The 23757-nt window shown below is 66.1% G+C and carries 18 protein-coding genes and 1 riboswitch; of the genes, 11 read left to right on the top strand and 7 right to left on the bottom strand.

What is annotated here, in order from left to right; genetic code table 11:
* Positions 1 to 272: 272 nt before the first annotated feature.
* Both ACUCV3_RS04180 and ACUCV3_RS04175 read left to right on the top strand, forming a co-directional pair.
* Positions 273 to 2780, top strand: coding sequence for a TonB-dependent receptor (locus tag ACUCV3_RS04180; RefSeq protein ID WP_482240392.1), 2508 nt, complete (start codon positions 273 to 275; stop codon positions 2778 to 2780).
* 92 nt (positions 2781 to 2872) lie between these two features.
* Positions 2873 to 3076, top strand: coding sequence for a hypothetical protein (locus ACUCV3_RS04175; RefSeq protein ID WP_010339662.1), 204 nt, complete (start codon positions 2873 to 2875; stop codon positions 3074 to 3076).
* 140 nt (positions 3077 to 3216) lie between these two features.
* Here the strand turns inward: ACUCV3_RS04175 and ACUCV3_RS04170 are convergent, their stop codons facing one another.
* The 3 genes from ACUCV3_RS04170 to ACUCV3_RS04160 all read right to left on the bottom strand — a co-directional run bounded on the left by ACUCV3_RS04170 (position 3217) and on the right by ACUCV3_RS04160 (position 6848).
* The gene (locus ACUCV3_RS04170; RefSeq protein WP_234415718.1) at positions 3217 to 5601 is read right to left on the bottom strand and encodes a glycoside hydrolase family 2 TIM barrel-domain containing protein; all 2385 of its coding nucleotides are present in this window, start codon (positions 5599 to 5601) and stop codon (positions 3217 to 3219) included.
* Positions 5602 to 6086: 485 nt separating this feature from the next.
* Positions 6087 to 6317: a hypothetical protein gene (locus ACUCV3_RS04165; RefSeq protein WP_037521144.1), complete on the bottom strand. Its 231-nt coding sequence runs from the start codon at positions 6315 to 6317 to the stop codon at positions 6087 to 6089.
* Between the two features lie 150 nt (positions 6318 to 6467).
* Positions 6468 to 6848 carry a copper resistance protein CopC gene (locus tag ACUCV3_RS04160; RefSeq protein WP_048937432.1) on the bottom strand — a complete coding sequence of 127 codons (381 nt, stop codon included), beginning with the start codon at positions 6846 to 6848 and terminating at the stop codon, positions 6468 to 6470.
* A 100-nt stretch (positions 6849 to 6948) separates the two neighbouring features.
* Here ACUCV3_RS04160 and ACUCV3_RS04155 point away from each other — a divergent pair, with 100 nt between their 5' ends.
* The 8 genes from ACUCV3_RS04155 (at position 6949) to ACUCV3_RS04120 (ending at position 15901) form a co-directional block, all read left to right on the top strand.
* Positions 6949 to 7251: a hypothetical protein gene (locus tag ACUCV3_RS04155; RefSeq protein ID WP_017500954.1), complete on the top strand. Its 303-nt coding sequence runs from the start codon at positions 6949 to 6951 to the stop codon at positions 7249 to 7251.
* A gap of 2 nt (positions 7252 to 7253) precedes the next feature.
* Positions 7254 to 7688 (top strand): periplasmic heavy metal sensor, encoded by a 435-nt coding sequence (locus tag ACUCV3_RS04150; protein WP_048937431.1) that lies wholly within the window; start codon positions 7254 to 7256, stop codon positions 7686 to 7688.
* On the top strand, positions 7685 to 8260 hold the full coding sequence (locus ACUCV3_RS04145; protein ID WP_048937430.1) for an RNA polymerase sigma factor: 576 nt from the start codon (positions 7685 to 7687) through the stop codon (positions 8258 to 8260). The genes ACUCV3_RS04150 and ACUCV3_RS04145 overlap by 4 nt, the downstream gene beginning before the upstream one ends.
* Before the next feature lie 6 nt (positions 8261 to 8266).
* A complete protein-coding gene (locus ACUCV3_RS04140; protein WP_048937429.1) occupies positions 8267 to 10006 on the top strand; it encodes a copper resistance system multicopper oxidase in 1740 nt (579 codons plus the stop codon).
* On the top strand, positions 10003 to 10863 hold the full coding sequence (locus ACUCV3_RS04135; protein ID WP_048937428.1) for a copper resistance protein B: 861 nt from the start codon (positions 10003 to 10005) through the stop codon (positions 10861 to 10863). Before ACUCV3_RS04140 ends, ACUCV3_RS04135 begins: the two co-directional genes overlap by 4 nt.
* Before the next feature lie 62 nt (positions 10864 to 10925).
* Positions 10926 to 11170: riboswitch (cobalamin riboswitch) on the top strand.
* A gap of 191 nt (positions 11171 to 11361) precedes the next feature.
* Positions 11362 to 13350 (top strand): TonB-dependent receptor plug domain-containing protein, encoded by a 1989-nt coding sequence (locus ACUCV3_RS04130; RefSeq protein WP_048937457.1) that lies wholly within the window; start codon positions 11362 to 11364, stop codon positions 13348 to 13350.
* A 2-nt stretch (positions 13351 to 13352) separates the two neighbouring features.
* Entirely contained in the window at positions 13353 to 14852 is a 1500-nt protein-coding gene (locus tag ACUCV3_RS04125; protein ID WP_048937427.1) for a peptidase, read from the top strand.
* The gene (locus ACUCV3_RS04120; protein ID WP_482240391.1) at positions 14849 to 15901 is read left to right on the top strand and encodes a HoxN/HupN/NixA family nickel/cobalt transporter; all 1053 of its coding nucleotides are present in this window, start codon (positions 14849 to 14851) and stop codon (positions 15899 to 15901) included. The genes ACUCV3_RS04125 and ACUCV3_RS04120 overlap by 4 nt, the downstream gene beginning before the upstream one ends.
* 51 nt (positions 15902 to 15952) lie before the next feature.
* On the opposite strand, the gene ACUCV3_RS04115 is transcribed toward ACUCV3_RS04120, so the two are convergent.
* The 4 genes from ACUCV3_RS04115 to ACUCV3_RS04100 are packed head-to-tail and all read right to left on the bottom strand — an operon-like array spanning position 15953 to position 22527.
* Entirely contained in the window at positions 15953 to 16699 is a 747-nt protein-coding gene (locus ACUCV3_RS04115) for an SDR family NAD(P)-dependent oxidoreductase (protein WP_010339677.1), read from the bottom strand.
* 39 nt (positions 16700 to 16738) lie between these two features.
* Entirely contained in the window at positions 16739 to 18145 is a 1407-nt protein-coding gene (locus tag ACUCV3_RS04110) for an efflux transporter outer membrane subunit (protein WP_122928356.1), read from the bottom strand.
* A complete protein-coding gene (locus ACUCV3_RS04105; protein ID WP_048937425.1) occupies positions 18135 to 19340 on the bottom strand; it encodes an efflux RND transporter periplasmic adaptor subunit in 1206 nt (401 codons plus the stop codon). Before ACUCV3_RS04105 ends, ACUCV3_RS04110 begins: the two co-directional genes overlap by 11 nt.
* On the bottom strand, positions 19333 to 22527 hold the full coding sequence (locus tag ACUCV3_RS04100; RefSeq protein ID WP_048937424.1) for an efflux RND transporter permease subunit: 3195 nt from the start codon (positions 22525 to 22527) through the stop codon (positions 19333 to 19335). The genes ACUCV3_RS04105 and ACUCV3_RS04100 overlap by 8 nt, the downstream gene beginning before the upstream one ends.
* Positions 22528 to 22856: 329 nt before the next feature.
* On the opposite strand from ACUCV3_RS04100, the gene ACUCV3_RS04095 reads away from it, so the two are divergent.
* Entirely contained in the window at positions 22857 to 23753 is an 897-nt protein-coding gene (locus ACUCV3_RS04095) for a LysR substrate-binding domain-containing protein (protein WP_048937423.1), read from the top strand.
* Positions 23754 to 23757: the final 4 nt, after the last annotated feature.

The raw sequence follows: 23757 nt of genomic DNA, 5'->3' as shown, positions 1-23757 counted from the left end.
CTTAACTTCAGGGGTGGTCAGGGTCCAGTCCCGTTGCATTTCCGGACTGTTGCGCGGCGCGATCGGTGCCGATTGACAGGCCCCTTAATCCGGATTTATGAAATAACCTGTATCACATCTTCGTCGATCAAGAGGCTGTGCGCCTGCAATCATTGTGTCCGGGGCAACAGGTGCGACGATGATGAAAGGGATGGGCGCCGTCTGTGCGGCGCTCGACGCCGTGACGGTCGATCCAGCATATAAGGGCCGCGCGGTCTGGATGGGAGGATGCCATGACACGCCGTTTCCGGACGTTGCTTCTCTGCGCCTGCGCGACTCTGCCCACCCTGCCGATCGAGGCCCAGGCGCAGGATAAGGCGCAGGACAGGGCCAGCGTGACCCAGGACATCATCGTCACCGCCCGCCGGACCGAGGAACGGCTACAGGACGTGCCGATCTCGATCACCGTGTTCAATCAGGAAGAACTGGCCAACCGCAATGTCGTCAATGCGCAGGATCTGGCCGCCTATACCCCCTCATTGTCCGCCAACGGCAATTTCGGCAGCGAAAATAGCAGTTTCGCCATCCGCGGCTTTGCCCAGGACATCGGCACCGCGCCCTCGGTCGGGGTCTATTTCGCCGATGTGGTCGCGCCGCGCGGCGCCTCCAACGGCCTGCCCTCGGGCGATGGCGCTGGGCCGGGTGCCTTTTTCGACCTGCAGAATGTCCAGATATTGAAGGGGCCACAGGGCACCCTGTTCGGCCGCAACACGACTGGCGGCGCGATCCTGCTGGTGCCGCAGAAGCCGACCGACGAATTTTCCGGCTATGTCGAAGGATCGGTCGGCAATTTTGACATGTGGCGCGGTCAGGCGGTGGTCAACGCGCCGCTCGGCGACCGGGCGCGGATGCGCATCGGGGTCGACCGGCAGAAGCGCGACGGCTATATGCGCAACGGCAGCGGCATCGGCCCCGACCGGTTCGGCGATGTCGATTATATCGCGCTGCGCGCCAGCCTGGTCGTCGATCTGACCCCCGATCTCGAAAACTACACCATCCTCTCTTACAGCGATTCCAGCAATAACGGCCCGATCCAGAAGCTGGTCGCGGCCGCGCCGGAGGGGCTGGGCCAGCTCGCCTATGGCCAGTTGCTGCGCCAGGGCAACGGTTTCTATCATGTCATGCAGTCACTGGAGGATCCCTATTCCAGGACCGAGCAATGGCAGTCGATTAACACCACCAGCTGGCAGGCGAGCGATACGCTGACGGTCAAGAATATCGTCAGCTATGCGCAGTTGAAGCAGCGCATGAACGCGCCGCTGTTCGGCACCGATTTCGTCGTGGATTTCGCCGCGATCAATCCTTTCCTCGCCGCGCTGGGCAGCTATCATCTGCCCTTCACCACGGTGACGTCGATTCCGGGCGGCTATACCGCCAACCAGTCGACCTTTACCGAGGAACTGCAAGTGCAGGGGCGCTCGGGCGATGGCCGGCTCAACTGGCAGGCGGGGGCCTATCTGGAGGTCAGCGAACCGCTGGGCATGAGCGGCAGCCAGTCGCCCTTCCTGGCGTCCTGCACCGATTCCGCCACGCTGCAATGCACCGATCCGATGGGCTTCCTGTCCAATCTCGATCCGACCATCCCGGCGTTCGCCAAGCCGATCCATGCCGGCACCGTCAATTACACGGCGGGGCGCACCAATTTCCACAATGTCGGCCTCTATGCGCAGGCGACCTATGCACTGACCGAGCAATTGAAGCTGACCGGTGGTTTCCGCTACACTTGGGATCATTCGCGCAATGTCAGCGACCAGCGCACCTATATCGTCGCCTATCCGCCGCAATATGGCGCCTTCAATCCGGTCGCACCCTATCGCTGCACCAATCCGCAGGCGGCGGCGACCAATTGCGTGTCGCACTATTATCAGTCGTCGGAAAAGCCGACCTGGCTGGTCGACCTGGATTACAACCCGACCCAGGACATATTGCTCTACGCCAAATATGCGCGCGGCTATCGCGCCGGCACGATCGTGCCGAACATCACCGCGCCGCTCAACATCGTCGAGCCGGAGAAGGTGGACAGCTATGAGCTGGGCCTCAAGACCAGCTTCGGCGGGGCGCTGCGCGGCACCTTCAACCTGGCCGGCTTCTATAATGATTTTTCCAACCAGCAATTGCAGGTCGGCTTCAATGCGCGGCCGCTGTCGGGGCAGGCGTCCACCGCCGCGCCGGTCAATGCCGGCAAGTCGGAGATATGGGGGCTGGAGGCCGATGCCTCGCTCACCCCGTTCCAGGGACTGGTGCTGACCGGCGGCTACAGCTATTTGCGCACCAAGATCAAGTCGGTGCCCGATTTCTCCAGCTTCAACGATCCCAATTATATCCTTGCCGCGCCGTTCCAGCCCGGCGATCCCGAAGTGCTGTCGCCGCGTCACAAGGTCACGGTCAGCGGCACCTACACCCTGCCGCTGGACGAGGAGAAGATCGGCCGCATCTCCTTCGGCGCGACCTTCACCCATCGTTCCTCGATGCTGGTCAACTATACCGACCGCACCAATCCCGATCCGTCGATCGCCGCGCTCAGCACACTGGCGCCGCTCGATCTGCTGAACCTCAACGCCAGCTGGAACAGTATCGCCGGCGCCCCCATCGACCTCAGCCTGTTCATGACCAATGTGACCAAAGAAAAATATTACAGCTTCATCGCCGGGCTGGGTTCGCCCAGCGTCAATTTCGAGACGGCGACGCTGGGCGAGCCGCAAATGTATGGCGCGCGCCTGCGCTTCCGCTTCGGCGGATGAACGGGCGCCGACGACTGCGAAAATTGATCCATGTCTAGGACGGCGCTTCCGGCGGCTGATAGGTTGCATGGCAATCAAGCGGAGTCGGTTCGATGGACGTGATCACGGATGCTGCCTATCTGTTTCGCCGGTCGCGCGACGAGACGCGCAAAGCCGACGAAGCCCGTGCGCGCGGCGATGCGGTGTGCGTGATTGCTGCGCACAATGAACTGGCGCTGCGCTACAAGGTTCGCGCCCTGTCGCTGTCCAGCGGCGCGGTCCCCTGCATCGACGCGACCGGGCGACGATCGGCCTAGGGGCGATCGACATTCAGATGATGACGTGACGAAAATGGTGGTTTTCCGTGACCCGGAGCGCAGCGTACTTAAAGTACGTGAGCACCGGAAGCGCGGAGAACCGCCATTTGCAGGCCGTCAGGGCTGAATGTCGATTGACCCTAATCCTTCTCGCCCTGCAGGCTGATACGGCCGGTTTTCAGCCCCGGCGCGCTGACCTGTAGCGTGATTGCGCCCGGCTTGCCGGTGCCGCGCAGGAAGGCGACCGCCTTGCCGCCCACCGCCGCGCGCTGCGGCGAGGCAAAGGCGGTATGGTCGGTGACGCTGCCATTGTCGAAGGCGACGACGCGGCCCGGCCCCGATACCGTCGCGCTGAGCAGCGGCGTGGCGCCGGGCACCAGCACGCCCTTCGCGTCCACCACTTCGGCCCGCACCGCGACGACATCGTCGAAGCCGCCGCCGACTGCCTTGGCCTCCGGCACCAGCCGAATTGCAGCGGGCGCGCCGGCGCTGCGCAGAATATCTTCCGCCACCTTTGCGCCGCCGCGATAGCCGACCGCGCGCAACTCGCCCGGCGCATAGTCGACGTCCCATGTGATCGCGCTGTCGTCCGCGTTGCGCGGCTTGCGCCCCAGCGACTGGCCGTTGAGGAACAGCTCGACCTCGTCGCTGTTGCTGTAGACCTCGACCTTTTCCTTGTGCGCGGCGCGATTGTCGGGCGACCAGTCGGCTAGCGCGCCCGGCCCCTTGGGTTGGGGCAGGGCGATGCCGACCATGGTCGGCATTTCGCTGATGTCGATCACCTCGGTCACGCGCCGGGCCAGCTTCACCACCGGCTTTTCCGACCACCAGCTCGCCCGTTCCCAGCCGATCGGCTTCACGCCATCGACCCGGTCGACCAGACCGGACGGGTTGCTGATCGCCGGCCAGCCGGCCCGGTCCGCCTCGCCCAGATAATCGACGCCGGTCCACAGGAACATGCCGGCATAGGCCGGGTCGTCGCGCACCACGAGCCAGCTTGACCGGTTCTTGCTGTTCTCCGTGCCGATGATCTTGCGGCTGGGCTTGTCGGCATGCGCCTTGGCCAGTTCATTCTCGCGATAATTCTGGCCCACCACGTCCAGCAGGTCGGCGGTGCCATTGTCATAATCATGGGTGGTGTTAGGGCGGAACAGCGCCATCGTCACCGGCCGGGTCGGATCCTCGGCATGGAAGATGTCCTGCAGGCGGGTGATGATCGACTGCGCCACCAGCGGATAGGGCGTATCGTGAATCTCGTTGCCGATCGACCAGATGACGATGCTGGGATGATTGCGATCGCGCCGCACGAAATCGCGTGCATCGATCGACGACCAGTCGGTGAAATAGAGGTGATAATCCTGCGGATTCTTCGCCACCGTCCACATGTCGAAGCCCTCGTTCATGACGATCAGGCCGAGCCGGTCGCACAGGTCGAGAAATTCGGGCGAGAAGGGGTGATGGGCGGTGCGCACCGCATTGATGCCCAGCGCCATCAGTCCCTTGAGCCGCCGTTCATAGACGGCCAGCGGCACCGCCATGCCGAACGGTCCGCCATCGGCATGGATCGCCACGCCCTTCAGCTTGATGTTGCGGCCATTGAGCCAGAAACCGCTCGCCGCCTCGAACCGGGCATCGCGCATGCCGAAGGGGACGCGTTCCTCATAGAGCAGCCGCCCGTCGGTCGCGCGCACACGCAGCAGCGCCTGGTGCATCGCCGGATCGCCAATGTCCCAGCGGCGCGGATCGGCCAGGGTGCCGGTGACATCCATCTGGGTCGCGCGCCCGGCGGGCAGGCTGATGCTCTGGCCGGTGAAGGTCGCGATGCTGCGGCCGTCCGGCCCCTCGATCACCGCCTCCAGCCGCGCCTCGACCGGGGCACTGCCCTGGTTCATCACGCTGCTGCCGATGGCAAGGTCCGCGCTCTTCGCGTCGAGCCTGGCCACGCGCACCGTGCTGCCCCAGGTTTCGGCATGGACATCACCCAGGGTGATGATGCGGACATGGCGGTAGATGCCGCCGCCCGCATACCAGCGCGAGGCTGGCTGGGCGGACGTGTCGGCACGCACCGCCAGTACATTCTCCTGCCCGGCGGGTTTCAAATGCTGGGTGATCTCGTAGCGGAAGCTGGCATAGCCGCTCGGCCGATGGCCGACATGCTGGCCGTTGATCCACACGCCCGACCGTTCCATCACCCCGTCGAACTCGACGAAGACGCGCTGGCCGGCGCTGGCAGGCGGCAGGGTGAAATGCTTGCGATACCAGGCGACGCCGGTGGGCAGGAAGCCGCCCGATCCGGTCGCGGGCGCATGTTCGTCGAACGGCCCGGCGATCGCCCAGTCATGCGGCAGGTCGACCGACTGCCAGCTTGCATCGGCAAAGCCGGGCTGTTCCGCGGTCGCGACATCGCCCTGATGGAAGCGCCAGCCGGCATCGAAATTCTGCGCGCCGGTCGGCTGGGCAAAGGTGGGGGCGGGCAGAGCGATCAATAGCGCCAGCGCCAGACCGGCGGCACTCCGCCCGATCATCCTGCGCATCCGTGCGGTCCGTCCCGTCGCCATATCGGCCCCCTCTCCAGAATATGTCCACTATGTGGCGCTGTGGCGCCCTATGTGGGTATATGGCTACAGGAGTGGCGGGCCGATGCCAAGCGGCTTTGCTGGCCCTGCGGAACGGGCGGTGACGCGACAGGCAAATCTCCTACGAAGTTCACAGTGTCGTGCGCGGATTCGAGCGAAATGCGCCGCAAACGCCCCCATGACGCGCCTGCCACGCGACGGCGACGCGTCGGTCGGGTCATGATGCGGGTCATCCCGACGCGTCGCCGACGCGACATCCAGGCGACAGATCAGCGCTGCTGATGCGCGTGAACGGAGGGAGGCATGGAGGGGGCGGGCCATCCGACAGGATAGATCAGAGAAAGGCCGAGTAGGAAAGCGGGTGTCCGGAAGCGTCCCGCGCGTCATCGGTGTCGGTGCGGACTGAGGGCCATGCTTGCAGGCAAGCTACAAAATTATTGGGACAATTGCATGTCCAGGCCAAGCAAGCTGGCAAGTTTGAAGGTGGCGAACAGCAGGCCGACGAGCAATAGCGCCAGGATCGCGCTTATCTTGCCAACGGCGGTCAGGACATCGCCTTTCCGTGCCTTCCTGTCCTGATCATAATGCCATTTGACGGCAAAGAACATGCCGGTGCCGAGGACCGCAATCTTGAATATTATGAATATGACAGGGAATGAATCCATCACCCAAATTATTCCGGTGTAATTCTTGAAGCTAATGATTTTTTTACGTCGCTGGAACGGTGGCGAACATTGGACATAATGCCCGCCCTCGATCGAGGCCGCTTTCAGTGTCAGACCTGACCCGCTGGTGGAAAGCGAGGATGTGCCCCTTCAGCGCACCTTGAAACTATATGTGCCGCTGACCGGCTGATGGTCATTGCCCATCACCGTCCATTGAAGATCATAGCTGCCGGTCGGCAGGGCGCGGGGCAGGGTGATGACCAGGCCCTTGCCATCGGCGGCCGCGGCGGTGGTGAAGCCCTTGATCGGCATTGGCGGATGATCGGCCATGCCCGGCATGCCGGTCATGGTGAGCGTGATGCTGCTATGGTCGGCCTGCAGCGCTTCGGAAAAGCCCAGGGTCAGCCGGGTCGGCTTGGCAACGCTGGCATTGGCGGCGGGGTTGGCCGCAACGAGCTGCGGCTTGGCGAAGGCGGCGCCGGGCAGGGCGGTCAGCACAAGGGCAGCAGCGATCAGGGGCAGGCGGGGCATGGCAAACTCCGAAAAAATGCGCGTCTTGCAGGGGAATACGCATTGTCCTGTCGCATCCCTCACGCGCCGCGCTATTTTGTTCGAGGGATGGGCCGGCCGGATGCGTATCGTCAGGCAGGACATGAAGGACGGGACGATGGACGATCTGGATGACATGCTGGCCGGGCTGCGCGACGCGCCGGCGGCGGCGCGCTTCGACGGGCTGGAGGCTGCGGTGATGCAGGGGCTGGACCGCCGCCGCGAACGCAGCGTCGCGCGGCGCAGCCTGATGCTGGCCGGCGTGATGGCGATCGGCATCGGCTGGATCGGCAGTAGCGTGCCCGCGCAGCCGGCGCAGGCGGCGCCCGGCCCGCTGCTGATCGGCATGTCCGACTATGCGCCCTCGCGCCTGCTGGAGCGATAGGCATGGGCAAACGCTATTGGCTGGTGGCGCTGGTCGCCTTTGCCGCGGCGCTGGCCGCCGTGCTGGTTGCGCGCACCTGGCTCGCGCCCGCGCCGCCGGTGGAGAATGAAGTTCATGCCCTGCTCCATGATCGGCTGACGCTGGACGCCGGCCAGAAGCAGCGCATCGCCGATCTGGAAGCCGCCTTCGCCCAGCGCAAGGCGGCGCTCGACGCGGAAATGCGCGCCGACAATCAGCGGCTGGCCGCGGCGATCGCCGCCGAACATGGCTATGGCCCGCGCGTCGCCCAGGCGGTCGACCGGTCGCACCAGGCAATGGGCGAATTGCAGAAGGAAACATTGAAGCACATCTTCGCGATGCGCGGCGTGCTGCGGCCCGATCAGGCCGCGCTGTTCGACGCCGCCGTCGTCAAGGCGCTGACCCAGCCTGCCGGGTGATAGCCGACGATCCCGATGATGCCACGCTGGCGGCGCAGGCGCTGGCCGGGCGGCAGGCGGCCTATGGCGCGCTGATGCGGCGGCACCGCGATGCCGTCTATCGGCTGGCCCGCGGCCATGTCGGCGATGCGGACGCGGCAATGGACATCGTGCAGGAAAGCTTCGTCGCCGCCTTTGCGTCGCTGGCCCGCTATGATGGACGCCGGCCCTTTCGCGGCTGGATCGCGCGGATCACGATCAACAAATGCCATGACTGGGCCCGCCGCCGCGCGGTGCGTCGCTTTTTCAGCTTCGCCCGGCCGATCGAGGACGCCGCCCATGTCGCCGACGCGGCGCCCGATCCCGAGCAGGCGGCCCAGTCCCGCGCTGGCGTCGCCCGGATCGAGGCGGCGGTAGCGGCGCTGCCGGTGGCGCTGCGCGAGGTGGTTTTGCTGCGCGGGATCGAGGGCATGAGCCAGGCCGAGGTCGCGGCGATATTGGCCGTCAGCGAAAAGGCGGTGGAAACCCGCCTTTACCGTGCCCGCCGGCAATTGCAGGAGATGTTGAGGGAAAGCGACGCGAACCGCGTATAGAGCAGCATGACCGACCTGCCTTCCCTCCCTGTCGACCGCCGCAGCCTGATCCGGGGGGGCGCCGCGCTTGCACTGGCGCAGGCCTTGCCCGGCTGGGCCGCCACCGGCACGCAGGACGCGGCGCAGGGCGCGCTGTCGGGCGAGGCGATCGCGCTCAGCATCGGCGACGGGCATTTTGCGACCGGCGGCCGATCGGCCCATGCGATCAGTGTCAATGGCGGCACACCGGCGCCGCTCATCCGCCTGCGCGAGGGGCAGCATGTCAACATCGCCGTCACCAACCGGCTGAAGGAGGATAGCTCGATCCACTGGCACGGGCTGATCCTGCCCTTCCAGATGGATGGCGTGCCCGGCATCAGCTTCCCCGGTATCGCGCCGGGCGAAACCTTCACTTATCGCTTCCCGGTGCGGCAGGCCGGCACCTACTGGTATCACAGCCATTCCGGCATGCAGGAGGCGATGGGCCTTTATGGCCCGATCATCATCGATCCCGCCGGCGCCGATCCGGTGGCCTATGACCGGGAGCATGTGATCCTGCTCGCCGACTGGAGCCCGGTCCATCCGCACAGGTTGCTGCAACGGCTCAAGCAGATGGGCGGCTATTACAACATGCAGCGCCAGACGCTGGCCGGGTTGCTGGCGGGGAAGGATCAGGCCCTCAAGGACCGGATCGACTGGGGCGCGATGCGCATGGACCCGACCGATATTTCCGACGTCACCGGCGCGACCTACAGCTATCTGGTGAACGGCATGGGCACGGCCGAAAACTGGACCGGCCTGTTCGCGCCGGGCGAGCGGGTGCGGCTGCGCATTATCAACGCGTCGGCGATGACCAATTTCAATGTTCGCCTGCCCGGCCTGCCGATGACCGTGATCCAATGCGACGGGCAGGATGTGCAGCCGGTCGAGACCGACGAGTTCCAGATCGGCATTGCCGAAACCTATGACGTGATCGTCCAGCCCGGCGAAGCGAAACCCTATGCCCTGATTGCCGAGGCGATCGACCGGTCGGGCCTGGTCCGCGCCACCTTGGCGCCGCAGGTCGGCATGGTCGCGCCCGTGCCGGCCCGGCGCGCCCGGCCGCTGCTGGGCATGAAGGATATGGGCATGGACATGGGCGGCATGGATATGGGCCATGGCGGCGTGATCGACCTCAGCCAGCCGGCCAATGAAAGCATGTCCGGCCACAGCATGAAGATGCGCGACAAGTCGGTCGCGCCCGGCGTGAAAATGGGGCCGGGCGTCGCCACCCTGTCGCCGATGCCGGCCGATCGCACCGCCGACCGGCCGACGGGGCTGGAGGATGTCGATCATCGCGTGCTGACCTATGCCGATCTGCGGTCGCTGACGCCGAACAGCGACCTGCGCACGCCGACCCGATCGCTCGACATCCACCTGACCGCGAACATGGAACGCTATATGTGGTCGTTCGATGGGGTGAAGCTGTCCGAAGGGGCGGAGCCGATCGCCTTCCGCCATATGGAACGGGTGCGCGTGACCCTGATCAACGACACGATGATGCCCCATCCCATCCATCTGCACGGCCATTTCTTCGAACTGGTGACCGGCGAGGCTGCGCATAATCCGCGCAAGCATACGGTGAATGTGCTACCCGGCGGCAAGGTGAGTTTCGACCTTACCGCCGATGCGCTGGGCGACTGGGCGTTCCACTGCCATATGCTGATGCACATGCATGCCGGGATGATGCGGGTCGTGACGGTCCGCCACGAGGAGGACGCGGCATGAAGCTGATCGCGCTCCTGCTGCTCGCCGCCGCTGCGCCGGTGCAGGCCCAGACGATGGATCATAGCCAGATGGACCATGGAGCGATGGGCCACAGCATGCCCACCACCGACGCCGCCATCCCGCAAGGCACGGCCCCGCCGGTGCCGACCGACCATGCCGCCGACGCGCTCTATGACCCCGCCGCCATGGCCAGCGCCCGCGCGGCGATGATCGCGGAAGGGGGCGGCATGACCTATTCGCAATGGATGCTCGATCGGCTGGAATATCGCGCCGGCAAGGGCGCGGATGGCTATGCCTGGGAAGGCGAAGGCTGGATCGGCGGCGACATCAACCGCTTCGCGGTCAAGAGCGAGGGTGAGGGGACGGTCGGCGGATCGCTCGAACGGGCCGAGGTGCAGGCGCTCTACAGCCGGGCGATCGACCCCTGGTTCAACCTGCAGGCGGGCGTGCGGCAGGATTTCGGCGAAGGGCCGGACCGCAGCTATGCGGTGATCGGCATCGACGGCCTGGCGCCTTACTGGTTCGAGGTCGGGGCCGAAGCCTTCCTGTCGACCAGGGGCGACGCCCATCTGCGGCTGGAGGCGAGCTATGACCAGCGCATCACCCAGCGGCTGATCCTGCAGCCCGCCGCCGAGTTCAATCTGGCGGCGCAGGCCGTGCCCGAACTGGGGATCGGCGCCGGCCCGTCCGATATCGAGCTGGGGCTGCGGCTGCGCTACGAGATTGCCCGCGAATTCGCGCCCTATGTCGGCGTCAATTGGGAACGCAAGCTGGGCGACACGGCCGACCATGCCCGTGCTGCCGGCGATAGGCCGTCGGCCACCAGCCTAGTGATCGGCCTGCGCGCCTGGTTCTGAGAGGCGCTTGCAGCCCGCCTGATATTCGATTATCGATCCCGCCGATCCTGCGCCGCACGGCATGGGATCATGATCGCGCCGGTGTCCCGAAAGGGGCTTAATAGGGAATGCGGTGCGGACGGGTGACTGTCCAAATCCGCAGCTGTCCCTGCAACTGTAAGCGGTGAGCGCGATGTACATGTGCGGACGGCAGAATGACCGATCCGCCAGCCACTGGGCCGGACGCTAAATCCTGCGAGGCCTGGGAAGGCCGTGCATCAAGCGATGACCCGTGAGCCAGGAGACCTGCCGGCGTCTGGTCGCTCTTGCCTTGGTCCAGGGGATGGCCGCGGCACGGTAACTTCCGTCTGAGCGACGAACGAGCGGCTGGGGCCGCTGCGACAAACGCGCGTCGGTTGCCCATGGGCGCCCGGCCGGCGCGTGTGTCGGACGTTCGCGCGCGTGCCGCTCGTGAAGGTTGCCCCCGCCCGTCGAACGCGGCGCCGGATGGGGGAATATATGAAGTCCATTATCGTTTCGCGGGCCGCCTTGGCCCTTTCGCTCGCCTTTGCATCGCCGGCTCTGGCCGACGAAGGAGAAGGCGACAGCATCGTCGTCACCGGCACCAGCCTGGAAGAGACGCTGCCGCAGCAGCTGTCGCGCTATGGCCATGCGATCGAGATCGTCACCGACACGCAGATCCGCGATGCCGCCGCGATCGATACCGCCCGCGCGCTCGAAGGGGTGCCGGGCCTGTTCATCCGGTCGCAGTCCGGGCCGTTCAGCTATGTCGACATTGCGTTGCAGGGATCGCGCACCAAGGATGTGCTGTGGACGATGGACGGCATCCGCCTCAACAACCGCCTCTATGGCGGCACCTCGCCCAACGACACCATGGCCGCCAGCATGATCGAGCGGATCGAGGTGCTGAAAGGCGGCGAAAGCCTGTTCTACGGCACCCAGGCGGCGGCCGGTGTCATCAATGTCGTCACCCGCGACTTCAGCGATGATCTGGGCGGCCAAGTCAATGCCAGCCTCGACAGCTTTGCCGGCACTAGCCTGGATGGCTATGTTCGCGGCGCGATCGGCCAGCATCGCTTCGTGGTCTGGGCCAATCGCAGCCAGTCGGACGGCTATCGTCCCTATGACGTGATGCAGCCCAGCGCCACCGATCGCGCGCGCGGCTATGATCTCTGGTCGGCGGGCATCAAATATCAATATGATATCGCGCCGGACCTGCGCCTCAACGCGCTCTACCAGCACACCAAGGCCGATCTCGACAATATCAGCGCGACCCGGACGAAGGAGAGCCGCAACGACCGCAATGAGGAAGTGGCCAGCCTGCGCCTCGATTATACCGGCGAGGATGGGGTGCAATTCTTCCTCAAGGGCTATTTCCACGACTGGAAGACCGCCTATGTCCAGATCCGCAACCCCATTCCGGCGGGGCCGCCGCAGGTCATCTACCCGGCCGGCACCTTCTGGGGCTATCAGGATTATGGCGGCAGCGCGGTGGTGCAGCTCAACATGCTGCGCGGCATCGACACGCTGATCGGCTATGATTTCCAGAGCTTCAACGGCCGCGACGACGTCCTGCTGATCGCGCCGACCGATGAACAGGTCCATGCCGGCGTCTTCCAGCTGCGCACCAATGACGAATTGTCGAGCAAGGGACGGATCGCCGCGGGCCTGCGCTACAACAAGGCGAAGGGATCGGAAAAGACGATCTGGAACGTCTCGGGCCGTTATGATGTGAGCGAGGCGCTGTTCGTGGAGGCCAATGGCGGCACCTCCTTCGTGCTGCCCGACGCCTCGCAGCTCTATGGCAATGATCCCTGTTGCGAGGTCGGCAACCCGAATTTGAAGCCCGAGGAAAGCCTGAACCTCAACGCCGCGCTGGGTGGCGCGCTGGCGGGCGGGGCGATCCGGTGGAAAGCGACCTGGTTCAACCGGCGCATCACCGACCTGATCGACACCACCTATGATGATCCGGCCTTTCCGGAAGGCACCTATATCAACGTCAGCGACAAGGTGCGGGCCAGGGGCGCCGAACTGGAGCTGAACGCGAATTTGACCGGTGGCTGGGGCCTGTCGGCCAGCTACACCTGGTCGCGCGTCCGCAATCAGGGCAGTTCGGTGCAGCGCGATCGCAATCCGGAACAATATGGCCGCGCCGCGATCGTCTATGCGCCGCAGACCGGCCACTTCGGCGCCAATCTGTCGGCCAATTGGGTGGGCGATGTCTGGTCGACCGCATCGGGCTTTGGCCGGATGAACTATGGCAATTATGCCGTGGTCGATGCGGGCGCGCATCTGTGGCTGGATCAGGCGCGGCGCAACCGGTTCGGCATCAATGTCGAAAATCTGTTCCACCGCGATTACGCCTCCACCGGCTATCGCTCGGCGGTCAGCGATGCAGGAGTATTGGACGGCAGCAACAGCCGCTTCCTCTACTTCTACCGGGGCGTGCCGCGCACGCTGCGGGTCAGCTATGGCCTGAGCTTCTGACCATGATGCGGCCGGTCCTGCTGCTGCATCGCTGGCTGGGCATCCTCATCGGCGCCGTCATGACGCTGTGGTGCCTGTCCGGCTTCGTGATGCTCTATGTCGACTATCCGCGCCTGACACCGGCCGCGCAGCTTGGGGGGCTTACGCCCCTCAAGCTGTCGGCTGAAAGGGCGGGGATGTTGCCCGACGCCATGATGCTGTCCGCCGCCCGGATCGAGATGATGGCGGGGTGGCCCGTATTGCGGGTGACGCCCGCGCTCGATCCGACGCGCACCATTCCCCAGATGCGAGTATCCGCTGGCACCCATGACTGGGCGTCGGGGAAAGCGGTCGAGCAGGTCGATCCGCAAAATATCCACAGGATCGCGCGCGAATTCGGACGCAACAGCGCCATTGCCGGCCCGGTCGGGCAGGTCGCCCAGACGGAGATGGACCAGTGGACGGTCCAGACCTTCCGCCGCAATGCGCCGCTCTACCGTGTCGATTACGCCGATGCGGCCGGGACGCAGGCCTATGTCTCGGGCAAGAGCGGGGAAGTGGTGCAGCTCACCACCCGTTTCCAGCGCTTCTGGGGCTGGCTCGGCGCGGTGCCGCACTGGCTCTATCCCACGATCCTGCGGCAGGATGGCGCGCTGTGGAGCCAGGTCGTCATCTGGACCTCGCTGATCGGCTGCTTCCTCACGATCACGGGCCTGTGGGTCGGCATCGCCCGGCTGCGCCGTCGCCGCGACGGCAGCATCGGATCGCCCTATCGCGGCCTGTGGTGGTGGCATCATATGGCCGGGCTGTTCTTCGGCATCCTGACGCTGACCTGGGTGGCGAGCGGGCTGCTGTCGATGAACCCCTGGGGGCTGCTCGACAGCGAGGCGATGATGACGGAGCGCCAGCGGTTGAACGGCGACTTCGCCTGGGGCGATGCGCGCCGGGCGATCGCGGCGCTGCCCGCCTTGCCGACGGGTATCGTCCGGCTGGAGGTAGTGCCTGTTGCCGGTGCCATCCATCTGGTGGCGATCGATCGCGCTGGCAAGGCGCAGCGTTTCGACGCTGCTGGCCGGCTTGCCGCTTTGTCCGAAGCGGGGTTGCGCGCGGCGCTCCAGGATGGCTCGCCGATCGGCTCGATCGTCCTGCTGCGCCAGGAGGATGCCTATTATTACGGTCACAAGGCTAGCGTCGCCCTGCCGGTATGGCGCGTCATCCTGGCCGATGACCAGGCGACACGCCTCTATGTCGATCCCGCGTCCGGCCGTCTGATCCGCGCCTTCGACCGCAATGGCCGGGCCTTCCGCTGGATGCAGGACGGGCTGCACCGGCTCGACTTCCCGCTGCTGCGCACCCGTCCCTGGTGGGATCTGATCGTCCTGCCGCTGCTCGCCATGGTCACGCTCGTTTGCGGGACGGGGACGTGGATGGGCCTTTCCAAGCTGCGGCGCGATCTGCGCCGCGTCCGCAATCGCCGGCGGCGCGCCCGCGCCCTACGGCCCCTGATCGGAGAAACCGCATGACCGCCACCCCTTTGCAGGCGTCGCTTCGGCGACGCAGCGTGCCGCTGATCGCGGCGCTCGTCCTTGCCAATCTGGCCGTCTGGGGCTGGGCCTTCGCCCTGTTCGGCGACCGGCCGGTGATGATGGGCACGGCCCTGCTCGCCTGGGGCCTTGGCCTGCGCCATGCGGTCGATGCCGATCATATCGCCGCGATCGATAATGTGACGCGCAAGCTGATGCAGGATGGTCAGCGGCCGCTGACCGTGGGCCTGTGGTTCGCGATCGGCCATAGCGCGATCGTGCTGATCGCCGCGCTGGGCCTTGCCTATGCGGTCAGTGCGCTGGCCGGGCTGGAGCGGTTCCGCGCTGCCGGCGGCGTGGTGGCGACGCTGATTTCCGCCACCTTCCTGTTCGCTATCGCGATCATGAATCTGGTGATCCTGCGCCAGGTCTGGGTCACCTTCCGTCGGGTGCAGGCGGGCGGCACATATGTCGAGGCGGATCTCGACATGCTGACCGGCGGGCGCGGGCCGCTGTCGCGCCTGTTTCGTCCGGTCTTCCGCCTGATCTCGCGCCCCTGGCAGATGGCGCCGCTCGGCTTCCTCTTTGGCCTCGGCTTCGACACCGCGACCGAAGTGGCGATATTGGGCCTCTCCGCCGCGCAGGCGAGTGACGGCTTTGCGCTCGGCCCGGTGCTGGTTCTGCCCCTGCTGTTCGCGGCGGGCATGGCGCTGGTCGATACGGTCGACGGCATGCTGATGATGGGCGCCTATCAATGGGCGTTCGTGAAGCCGCTGCGCAAGCTCTACTACAACATCGTCATCACCGCCCTGTCGGCGGCCGTGGCGATCGGCATCGGCACGATCGAGACGCTGGCGCTGCTGGGCGACAAGCTGGGCCTCCCCGGCGGCATCTGGGACGTTGCCGCCACGCTGGGCGAGCATTTCAATGATCTGGGCTTCGCGATCATCGGCCTGTTCATCGCCTGCTGGATCGCCAGCGCGCTCTTCTATCGCTGGAAGGGCTATGACGCGATCGAACTGACCCCGGCGGGCGAGGTGCGGGCTTAGCCTATTCCGTTCGGGCTGAGCTTCGGTTTCGCCCAGCCCGAACGGCAGTTTTTACCCCTCGCGCGCGACCTGGAAGCCGGCGAAGGACTGGCTGACCGGCATCAGTTCCAGCGTGTTGATGTTGAGATGCGCCGGCTGGTTCGCGACCCAGAGCAGGGTGGCGGCGATATCCTCCGCCGTCATCGGATTGGCATTGCCATAGAGGGTGTCGGACGCCTGCTGGCTGCCGGTGCGGATCAGCGTGAATTCGGTCTCGACCATGCCCGGCTCGATCGAGGTGACGCGCACGCCGGTGCCGTGCAGGTCCGACCGCAGGCCGAGCGAGAATTGGCGCACGAACGCCTTGGTGCCGCCATAGACATTGCCGCCGGTGTAGGGATAGGTCGCCGCGACCGAACTCAGATTGATGATCCCGCCCTTGCGCGCGACGAGGCCCGGCAACAGCTTGTGGGTGACGGTGACGAGGCCGGTGATGTTGGTCTCGATCATCTGCTGCCACTGGGCGAGGTCGGCCGACTGGGCCGGCGCAGTGCCGAGCGCCAGGCCGGCATTGTTGACCAGCATGTCGATCGCGCGGAAGGCTTCGGGCAGGCTGGCCAGCGCCGCATCGATCGCGGCTTCATCGCGCATGTCGAACACCAGCGGGCAGAAGGCGTCACCGATTTCGGCGGCCAGCTTTTCCAGCCGATCGGCGCGACGGCCGGTGCCGATCACCTGCCAGCCATCGGCGGCAAAGGCGCGGACGGCGGCTTCGCCGATGCCGGCGGTCGCGCCGGTGATGAGGACGGTCTTGGTCATGGGGCGCTCCTGTCTTTTGTCGTCAGCCCAATAGCGAGATCAGGCGGCCCCGCCCAGCGCCTTCACCAGCGCGACGCTGGCGCGCATCCGCTGGGTCTGAGCGATCAGCACCGCGCGCTGGGCGTCAAGCGCGTCGGTCTGGGCCGTCACCACCTCCAGATAGTCCGAGGCGCCATCGCGATAGCGGGTCAGTGCCAGATCGCTGGTGCGCTGCGCGGCGTCGGCGGCGCTGCGCTGATGGCCGATCTGGTCGGACAGGTGATGATTGGCGGCAACCGCATCCTCGACCTGGCGGAAGGCGGTCAGCACCGTGTCGCGATAGCCGGCAGCCAGTTCCTCATACTCCGCGCGCGACATCTTCACCTGCGCGCGGCGCTTGCCGCCGTCGAACAGGTTGAGCAGCGCCGATGCTGGACCAAGGCCCCAGAAGCTGTTGGGGGTGGAGAACAGGTCGCCATGGGTGGTTTCCCAGCCGCCGGTCAGGCCCAGCGTCAGCGTCGGGAAGAAGGCCGCCTTGGCGACGCCGATGCGCGCATTGGCGGCGAACATGCGCCGTTCGGCCGCCGCGATGTCGGGCCGGCGTTCCAGCAGTTGCGAGGGCGCGCCGGTCGGCACGTCCGGCGCGGCGAGCGGCTGGGTGCGGGCGGCGATGCTGAAGTCCGACGCGATCGCGCCGACCAGCGCGGCGATCTCATGCTCGGTCGCGGCGCGTTCATTGGCGATGGCGGAGATGTCCGCCTTCGCATTGTCCAGCACCGTCTTGGCGCGATTGACGTCGATGCCCGACGACACGCCGCCCTTGTGGCGCCGGTCGGTCAGGTCATAGGCCTTGCCGAAGGCTTCGACCGTCTGGTGCAGCAGTTCCGCCTGTGCATCCAGCCCGCGCAGCCGCGCATAGGCGTCGGCGACCGCCGCCTGCAGGCTGAGCCTGGCGGAGGCGAGATCGGCATTGCTGGCGTCGGCATCGGCCCGCGCCGCCTTCACGCTGTTGCGGATGCGGCCCCACAGGTCGAGCTCATAGTCGAGGCTGCCGCCTACCACATAGTCATTATAGGTAACGGCGCTGCCATTGCCCTGGAATCGGTTGCCCGACACGCGGCGGCGGCTGGCATCGGCGCCGGCACTGATTTGCGGGAACAGGTCGGCATTTTCCACCCGTGCGGCGGCGCGCGCCTGGTCGTAGCGGGCCAGCGCGGCGGCCAAAGTCGGGCTGGCCTGCTCGGCGCGGGTTTCCAGATCATTGAGGACGGGATCGTTGAACGCCTCCCACCAATTGCCGCGCGGTGTGGCATCGGCCGGCTGGGCGGCGGTCCAGCCCGCCACTTCCTTATATTCGGCGGGGGCGCTCGTCTGGGGCGGCTGATAGGCCGGCGCCATCGAACAGCCGGCCAGCAAGACCGCCGCCAATGTCACGCCTGCGCCGCCGATCCGGCGGTCAGCGCGCATGCGTCGCACCCTTTCCGCCGGCGGGCGCCGACGCCTGCACCTTCACCATGTCGCCGGTGCGGATCGCATCGGGAGGGGTGTCGACGATCCGGTCATTGGGGCTGAGGCCGCTGGCGATCTGCACCGTGGCGCCCTCGTCACGGGCGATGGCGACCGGCTTCATGGTGATGCGATTGTCCGCACCCACCACGGCGACGCTGGGGCCGTTGTTGCTGTAGAGGATCGCGCTGCCCGGCAGGGTCATGCCATTGCCTTGGCCGGCGCCGACCTTGAAGCTGACCTGGGCGAAGGCACCCGGCTTCAATGCGCCGTCGGGATTTTCCGCCTGCAGCTGGACCAGCACGGCGCCCGACTGCGCATCGACCGCGCCTGAACTGCTGGTCAGGGTCGCGTTGAAGCTGCGGCCGGGATATTCGGGCAGGGTCAGGGTCGCGCCCATGCCCGGCCGGACCGAGGCGGAATAGCCCTGTGGCACGCGGACATAGATGCGCATGCGATGGACGTCGGACACGGTGAACAAAGGCTGGGCGGCGGCATTGCCGGACACCACCAGTGCGCCGATCTGGGCCGAACGGCTGGTGACGACGCCGTCGAATGGCGCGGCGAGGCGGGTGAAGCCCTGCTGGGCCTTCAGTCGCTTGACGTTGGCGAGCGCCGCGTTGGAGACGGCGGTGCGGGCGGCAAGATCGCCGGCCTTCTCGTCGGCTTCCTGGCGCGAGACGGCGTCCTGCGCCAGCATCGCGCTCCAGCGCTTCGAGGTGGTTTCGGCGAGGCGCTGGTTGGCGAGCGCGGTCTGATAATCGGCCTGCGCGGCGGCGACCTGCTGGTCGAGGTCTGGCGCGTCGAGCACGGCGAGCGGCTGGCCCGCGCGCACCCGGTCGCCGATATCGGCCAGCCAGCGGCGGACATAGCCATTGGTGCGGGCATAGATGGCGGCGCTGTTATAGGCCTGCACATTGCCGGGCAGGACCAGGTCATTGCCCTCGCCATTCACCGTCGGCTTGACCACCGCGACGGTCGGCACCGATGCGTCGGCGGCGGTTTCGCGCAGTTCGTTGGTGGCGCTGATGCGCGAGGCGACGCCCACGCCGACCACGACGAGCGCGACAACGGCCGCGCCGATGCCGATCTTCTTCAGCGTGCCGCTGTCGGGGCCGGCCTGCTCGGGATTTTCGATGCTGTTATGGTCAGACATGGCTCGGCTGCATTTCCATGTTGTTGGCCTTCGCAGCCTTGCGGCCGTGGACGAAGGCGAAGACGGTGGGGACGAAGAAGAGGGTGGCGATGGTGGCGCAGATCAGGCCGCCGACGACGGCGCGGCCCAGCGGGGCATTTTGTTCGCCGCCTTCGCCCAGGCCCAGGGCCATCGGACCCATGCCGATGATCATGGCGAGCGCGGTCATCAGCACCGGGCGGAAGCGGACCATGCCGGCCTCCAGCGCAGCCTTGGTCGCGTCGCCCAGTTCAGCGAGCCGTTCGCGGGCGAAGCTGACGACCAGGATGGAGTTGGCGGTCGCCACGCCCATGCACATGATCGCGCCGGTCAGTGCCGGCACCGACAGGGTGGTGCCGGTCATGAACAGCATCCAGATGATGCCGGCCAGCGCCGCGGGCAGGGCGGTGATGATGACGAACGGGTCGACCCAGCTCTGGAAGTTGACGACGATCAGCAGGTAGATGAGCACGATCGCACCGGCGAGGCCGAAGCCAAGGCCCGAGAAGGCGGTGTTCATCGTCGCATATTGGCCGCGAATGGTGATGGTGGCGCCCTTGGGCTCCTCCGCCTTCAGCGACTTGATCGCCCGGTCGATGTCGCCCGCCACCGCGCCCAGGTCACGGCCCTGCGTGGTGGCGAAGATGTCGAGCACCGGTGCGATATTATAGTGCGACACGACCGGCACGGTGTTGGAGCGGACGATGGTCGCCAGGCCGCCCAGCGGCTGAACCGCGCTGGCGCCCGCACCCGACACCGGGACGTTGGACAGGTCGCTCATCGACCCGACCAGATATTCGGGCGCCTGCGCGACGACCGGATATTGGACGCCATTCTGCGGGTTCACGAAGAAGACCGGTGCGGTCTGCGAGGTGCCGGCCAGCGAGCTGGCAAGGCTGGTGGTCACGTCCCGTTCGGTCAGGCCATATTGGCCGACGCGGGAGCGATCGACATCGACATCCAGCTGCGGCGCACGTCCGGGCTGCTGGATGCGGGCGTCGGCCAGGCCCGGAATGGTGGTGATCTTCGCCAGCAGCTTCTGCGCATAGGCGCGGTTCGCCTCCGCATCCTTGCCCGCGATCTGGATGTCGATCGGCGCGGGCGCGCCAAAGTTCAGGATCTGGCTGGTGATGTCGGCGGGCAGGAAGGCGAAGGTCGTGCCGGGGAAGCGGCGCGGCAGTTCACGGCGCAGCTGCGAGACGAACTCGTCGGTCGGGCGATGGCCCTTGTTGAGCGCGATCAGCATGTCGCCGTCCTGCGGACCGATGGTGCCGCTGTTGTTGTAGACGGTGTTGATGGAGCTGACCGGCAGGCCGATATTGTCGGTGATCGATCCCAGCTGGTCGGCCGGGATGATCTTGCGCACTTCGCGTCCGATCTGGTCGAAGCGGGCGGCCGTATCCTCGATCCGGGCGCCGACCGGCACGCGGATATGCATGGCGATCTGGCCGGAATCGACCGAGGGGAAGAAGTTGCTGCCCAGGAACGGCAGCAGGCCGAAGGACAGCACCACGACGGCCATGAAGCCGATCAGGAAGGGCTTGCGGGCGCCCAGCGCGCGGTGCAGCATCCCGACATAGGAGGTGCGGACCTTCTCGAACCGATATTCGAAGCCGCGCTGGAAGCGGACGAACGGGTTCCTGGACGTCGCGGTGCCGGCCAGATGCTCGTCCTCGTCACCGACATGGTGCGGTTTCAGCAGATACATCGCCATGGTCGGCACCAGCGTGCGCGACAGGATGAACGACGCGATCATCGCGAACACCACCGACAGCGCCATCGGCACGAACAGGAAGCCGGCGACGCCGGGCAGGAAGAACATCGGCACGAACACGATGCAGATGCAGAGCAGCGAGACGAAGGCCGGCGTCACGATCTGTGCCGCGCCGTCCAGGATCGCCTCGATCACGCCCTTGCCCTGTTCCAGGTGCCAGTTGATATTCTCGATCGTCACGGTCGCGTCGTCGACCAGGATGCCGACCGCCAGCGCGAGGCCGCCCAGCGTCATGACGTTGAGGGTCTGGCCGAACATTGCCAGCGCCGCGATCGCCGCCAGAATGGCGAGCGGGATCGACAGCGCGATGATGACGGTCGAGCGCCAGCTGCCCAGGAACAGCAGGATCATCAGCGAGGTGAGCGCTGCGGCGATCGCGCCTTCATGGATGACGCCCTCGACCGCGGCCTTCACGAACAGCGACTGGTCGCCGATCGGCAGGATCTTGAGCGTGTCGGGCAGGGTAGCCGAAATCTTCGGCAGCGCCTGCTTCACCCCGTCGACGATGGCGAGGGTGGAGGTGCTGCCGTTTTTCAGCACGGTCAGCAGCGCGGAACGGCTGCCTTCCACATGGACGATATTCTGCTGCGGACCGGCGCCGTCGCGGACATAGGCGACGTCGCGCATGTAGATGGTCGCGCCGTTCACCACCTTGACCGGCAGGTCGTTGAGCGCGGCGATCGATTCCGGCGCATTGTTCAGGCGGACGCTATATTGGGTCGCGCCGATCTTGACGAAGCCGGCCGGGTTGATCTGGTTCTGCGCGGCGATGGCGTTGCCGACATCCTGCGCCGACAGCCCCTTGGACTGGAGCGCCAGCGGGTTGAGGTCGATCTGCACCTGGCGCTGCTTGCCGCCCGAGGGGAAGGGCATGGCGAGGCCGGGGATGGTCACCAGCTGCGGCCGGATCTGGTTCTGGCCAAGGTCGAACAATTGCTGTTCCGACAGGCCCTTGCCCGACAGCGCGAGCTGCAGGATCGGCACGGTCGATGCGCTGTAGTTCAGGATCAGCGGCGGGGTGACGCCCGGCGGCATCTGGCGCAGCACGGTTTGCGAGATCGACGTCACCTGCGCGGTGGCGGTGCGGATGTCGGCGCCGGGCTGGAAATAGATCTTGATGACGCCAATGCCCTGCAGCGACTGGCTTTCAATATGTTCGATGTCGTTGACCGTGGTGGTCAGCACGCGCTCATAGGGGCCGACGATGCGGCCCGACATGTCCTCGGGCGACAGGCCGGCATATTGGAAGGCGACCGCGATCACCGGGATGCGGATATTGGGGAACATGTCGACCGGGGTGCGCGCGGCGGACAGGATGCCCACGATCGCGATCAGGATCGCCATGACAATGAAGGTCAGCGGGCGATGCAGGGCAACCTTGACGATACCGATCATTCACGACTCCCGGCGCATCTCCCGGCGGAACGATGCCGGGGTGCGAAAATTTGGCGCCTCTCCAGAAGGAATGCCCTTATTTTACGGGTTCTGCAGCCGGGTTGCCAGAGCGGCATGGCGGCATGAGCCTATGAACGGCATTCATGAATGTGACGGCAATCCGCTGGTCGGCCGCAATATGACACGCGCAGCGGGATCGGGGGCGAATCCGCGCACAATGCCATGGGACGATGAGGACCACCGCCACATCCGCGATGGGCCATGCGCCCTTGGACATTCTGCGTCTAATATATAATATGGCATAATCGATATTTCTGACGAATGGATCAATGGATCTCCGCCATCTCCGCTATTTCCTGACTGTTGCCGAGGAAATGCATTTCGGCCGGGCCGCGCTGCGCCTGGGCATATCGCAACCGCCGCTCAGCCAGCAGATCAGGGCGCTGGAGGAGGAACTGGGCGTGCGCCTGTTCGACCGCACTAGCCGCCGTGTCCGCCTGACCGAAGCGGGGCGGCTGTTCGAGCCGGAGGCGCGGGCGACATTGGTGCAGGCGGATCGCGCCAGCCAGACCGCGCGCCGGGCGCAGCGTGGCGAGATCGGCCATCTGGGTCTGGGCTTCACCGCGTCCGGCCCGTTCGTGCCGCAGATCGCCAGCGCCCTCTATCGCTTTCGCCAGACCTATCCGCAGGTCGAACTGATCCTGCGCGAACAGGGGCGCGACGAGCAGATCGAGAATGTGCGCAACCATCAGCTCGACATCGGCCTGGTGCGCGACTTCCTGCCGCCGGTCCTGCCCGAGGACATGGTGTCGCACTGCCTGTTGACCGAGGATATGCTGCTGGCGCTGCGCGACGATCATCCGCTGGCATTGCGCAAAGAAGATCCCAGCATCACCGATCTCGCCGGCGAGCCGCTGGTCCTCTATGGCGCGCCCAATGGTGCGGGCTTTACCGAGCATTTCTTCGCCCAGTGCGAGGCGGCGGGGTTCGTGCCGCGGATCGCGCATGAGGCGCGCAGCCTGGCGACCTTGCTGGGCCTCGTCTCCGCCGGGTTCGGCCCGACCGTGATCGCGCGGTCGATGGCCCGGCTGCATGTCGACAATGTCGTCAACCGCCGCTTCACCTCGCCCGTCACCAGTTCGCTATGGATGATCCACCATCGCACCCTGTCGCCCCCGGCCGAGGCGTTCCGTGCGACCGTGCTGGAGGACAGCCCGACGCGCTGACATG

Source organism: Sphingobium sp. VMM (assembly GCF_056790315.1).
Note: the sequence above shows the minus strand (reverse complement) of the source record. Positions and strands in the feature narration are given on the sequence as shown.

Coding starts and splice junctions, on each gene's coding strand:
- ACUCV3_RS04170 (WP_234415718.1), bottom strand. CDS start 5,601: ATGATCGGGCGGAGTGCCGCCGGTCTGGCGCTGGCGCTATTGATCGCT.
- ACUCV3_RS04120 (WP_482240391.1), top strand. CDS start 14,849: ATGACCGCCACCCCTTTGCAGGCGTCGCTTCGGCGACGCAGCGTGCCG.
- ACUCV3_RS04110 (WP_122928356.1), bottom strand. CDS start 18,145: ATGCGCGCTGACCGCCGGATCGGCGGCGCAGGCGTGACATTGGCGGCG.
- ACUCV3_RS04095 (WP_048937423.1), top strand. CDS start 22,857: ATGGATCTCCGCCATCTCCGCTATTTCCTGACTGTTGCCGAGGAAATG.
- ACUCV3_RS04115 (WP_010339677.1), bottom strand. CDS start 16,699: ATGACCAAGACCGTCCTCATCACCGGCGCGACCGCCGGCATCGGCGAA.
- ACUCV3_RS04155 (WP_017500954.1), top strand. CDS start 6,949: ATGCGTATCGTCAGGCAGGACATGAAGGACGGGACGATGGACGATCTG.
- ACUCV3_RS04105 (WP_048937425.1), bottom strand. CDS start 19,340: ATGTCTGACCATAACAGCATCGAAAATCCCGAGCAGGCCGGCCCCGAC.
- ACUCV3_RS04150 (WP_048937431.1), top strand. CDS start 7,254: ATGGGCAAACGCTATTGGCTGGTGGCGCTGGTCGCCTTTGCCGCGGCG.
- ACUCV3_RS04100 (WP_048937424.1), bottom strand. CDS start 22,527: ATGATCGGTATCGTCAAGGTTGCCCTGCATCGCCCGCTGACCTTCATT.
- ACUCV3_RS04135 (WP_048937428.1), top strand. CDS start 10,003: ATGAAGCTGATCGCGCTCCTGCTGCTCGCCGCCGCTGCGCCGGTGCAG.
- ACUCV3_RS04180 (WP_482240392.1), top strand. CDS start 273: ATGACACGCCGTTTCCGGACGTTGCTTCTCTGCGCCTGCGCGACTCTG.
- ACUCV3_RS04165 (WP_037521144.1), bottom strand. CDS start 6,317: ATGGATTCATTCCCTGTCATATTCATAATATTCAAGATTGCGGTCCTC.
- ACUCV3_RS04160 (WP_048937432.1), bottom strand. CDS start 6,848: ATGCCCCGCCTGCCCCTGATCGCTGCTGCCCTTGTGCTGACCGCCCTG.
- ACUCV3_RS04125 (WP_048937427.1), top strand. CDS start 13,353: ATGATGCGGCCGGTCCTGCTGCTGCATCGCTGGCTGGGCATCCTCATC.
- ACUCV3_RS04140 (WP_048937429.1), top strand. CDS start 8,267: ATGACCGACCTGCCTTCCCTCCCTGTCGACCGCCGCAGCCTGATCCGG.
- ACUCV3_RS04130 (WP_048937457.1), top strand. CDS start 11,362: ATGAAGTCCATTATCGTTTCGCGGGCCGCCTTGGCCCTTTCGCTCGCC.
- ACUCV3_RS04175 (WP_010339662.1), top strand. CDS start 2,873: ATGGACGTGATCACGGATGCTGCCTATCTGTTTCGCCGGTCGCGCGAC.